The sequence below is a fragment of the Frankia sp. CcWB3 genome (assembly GCF_977927595.1).
Window position 1 is genome coordinate 1 of sequence record NZ_CDWRCK010000052.1, and the last position, 2289, is coordinate 2289.

Below are 2289 nucleotides of genomic sequence, written 5' to 3' on the forward strand. Positions count from 1 at the left end.
AGCTCTCCTTCTCCCAGCGAATCTTGGTCCAGTGCTCCTTGACGACGTGCTTGGTGACGCGCTTGTCCTTCGGGCCGTCGTGACCATCGGAGGCCAACGCGCTCGTGGCCGCGGGCCCCGCGGCGACAACCAGAGCCGCCGTCGTGGACAGAGCGACAACTGCGGCTTTTCTCCTTGCGGAACTTCCCATGACTCCCCCATTGCTAGCGGAAAATGACCAAATGCTGTCGGCAGTGGAGGCCATTTCGGTCAGCGAGGACCGAAATCGGATCACCGACCGAACTCGAGCGATCCGCACTCAGGCTGATTTCCGCGGAGAAACACGCTTCCACGCAAATGACACAGCCCGCCCCGGGATCTTGGGATCTTCCCCTCCCGGCACCTCCGACTACGGAGAGTAGCTTCGATGTTGCCAATAGGTGGGAGGCGCGCATGATCGACTCGGGTGAGTCCATCCGGGTGGCTCCAGCGGAGCCCTCGGCGGCGACACCACCTGACGGATCACCTGACAGCCCCACGATGGGGCGCCGATCGGCAGGCATCGGCATCGGCCGGCCCGTTCGTGGCGGGGTTACTGTTCGCCGGCTGTTCCGAGCGGCATCGAAAAACTGGTAGAAATTGCACCCGCCAACTCGCCGATCATGATCGATCGGTAATTGACCGATATTCCTGGCGGCGGCGCGACAACCTCCCTAGGCTGCCTTCATGACGGGTTACCATCTGGCCCAGGTGAACATCGCCCGACTGCTCGCGCCGCCCGGCTCCTCCGCGCTGACCGACTTCGTCGCCGGTCTCACTCCCACCAACACGCTCGGCGACGGGCAGCCTGGCTTCGTCTGGCGCCTGCGGGCCGAGGATGGCGACACCGTCGTACGCACGTTCGTGTGGGAGGGCGACGGCGACCATGCGATCATCGTGAACCTGACCGTCTGGGAGTCGGTGGAGGCGCTGGCCAACTTCGTCTTCCGTAGCGGCCACGGGGCGTTCCTACGCCGTCGGCGCGAGTGGTTTCATCCCACCCAGCGGACGACCAACGCCCTGTGGTGGGTACCCGCCGGGCATCGGCCGGGGACGGACGAGGCCGAGGACCGGGTTCGTCACCTGCGGGCCCACGGTCCGACCGCCACCGCCTTCACGTTCCGGCTGACGTTTCCACCGCCGGACCGGCGGATCTCCCTGGTCCCGGGAAGCGGCCCGGAGAACACCGCCGAGCAGCCAGGCCGAGCGGCACCGAGAAACGCGGCGGCCGGAGGCTGATCCGGCGATGGGCTCCCGCGCCGAGGACGTGAAAAAATATGCTGGAAAGATGTACGGAAAATACGCGTGAAACCCTTTTCAGGGGACGGTCGGGTCGGTGTGGTCGATCCAGTTGGACAGAATGGCACCGAAGACGGCCGGATCCTCCGCACGGTTCCAGAACGCGGTGGCGGCCTGGACCGCGGTGGCCCCGGCCAGCAGGTAGTCGGCGACGTCGCGCCCGTCGGTCACACCCCCGACCCCGACGATGTCCACACTCTCCGGGAGCAGGCGGCGTAGCTGGCGCACCTGACCGAGCCCGACGGGCTTGAGCGCCGGCCCGCTCATACCGGCGAGCTCGACGTCGACGACTGGTCGGTGCGCCTCGTCGACGGCGAAGGCGTTGGGGAAGGTATTCACCGCCGTGACGAACCGCGGGCCACCGGGACGCGCGGCGACCTCATCGATCACCGTTGCGAGCTCCGCCAGAGCCGACGGATCGGAGAACGGCGAGATCTTGACTCCGTAGGGGACGCGTCGGGCCGGATCGGCACCAGCCTGCGCCACCAGCGTGTCGCCCACCGCCGTGCAGATCGTCGCGGTGTGCCCGGGATCGAAGCAGGCGATGCGCTTCTGCGTTCCGCCGTCCCAGACGTTCGGGCAGGCCAGGTTCAGTTCGATCAGATCGACCCCCGTCCGCGCCACGACCGCGGAGATCTCGCGGTATTCGTCGACACCGAACCCGGCGACGCTGACGGTCAACGGCTTGCCCGCCAGGTGAGCGCGCCGCACCATGCCGGGCAGATGCGCGGCATAGTAGTCCAGTCCGCGGTTGGGAAGCCCGAGCGCGTTCAACGAGTAGACTCGGCCAGGCCAGTAGACGTTGCCGGAGTTGCCTGACCGCGGTTCTCTGGTGATCGAACCAACGACGATCATCGAGACCGCCGACCGGGCGAACGTTTCGACATCCTCGGCGGTCTTGCAGGTGCCGGCCGCGTTCATGATCGGATGTTCCAGGGAGACACCGCACAGACCGCTCATGACCCCACCCTA

2 protein-coding genes and 1 pseudogene are annotated in these 2289 nt (G+C 66.7%); 1 reads left to right on the plus strand and 2 read right to left on the minus strand.

The features are described from left to right. Positions 1–190 (minus strand): annotated as a pseudogene (locus ACY5KJ_RS06395) (hypothetical protein); the annotation flags it as partial. A gap of 515 nt (positions 191–705) precedes the next feature. Here ACY5KJ_RS06395 and ACY5KJ_RS06400 point away from each other — a divergent pair. Then, positions 706–1257: a DUF3291 domain-containing protein gene (locus ACY5KJ_RS06400; RefSeq protein WP_462188297.1), complete on the plus strand. Its 552-nt coding sequence runs from the start codon at positions 706–708 to the stop codon at positions 1255–1257. A 78-nt stretch (positions 1258–1335) separates the two neighbouring features. Here the strand turns inward: ACY5KJ_RS06400 and ACY5KJ_RS06405 are convergent, their stop codons facing one another. Continuing rightward, a complete protein-coding gene (locus tag ACY5KJ_RS06405; RefSeq protein ID WP_462188303.1) occupies positions 1336–2277 on the minus strand; it encodes a beta/alpha barrel domain-containing protein in 942 nt (313 codons plus the stop codon). Positions 2278–2289 lie beyond the last annotated feature (12 nt).

Excerpts from the sequence above, each read along its gene's own strand:
- ACY5KJ_RS06400 (WP_462188297.1), top strand. The coding sequence starts at position 706 with ATGACGGGTTACCATCTGGCCCAGGTGAACATCGCCCGACTGCTCGCG.
- ACY5KJ_RS06405 (WP_462188303.1), bottom strand. The coding sequence starts at position 2,277 with ATGAGCGGTCTGTGCGGTGTCTCCCTGGAACATCCGATCATGAACGCG.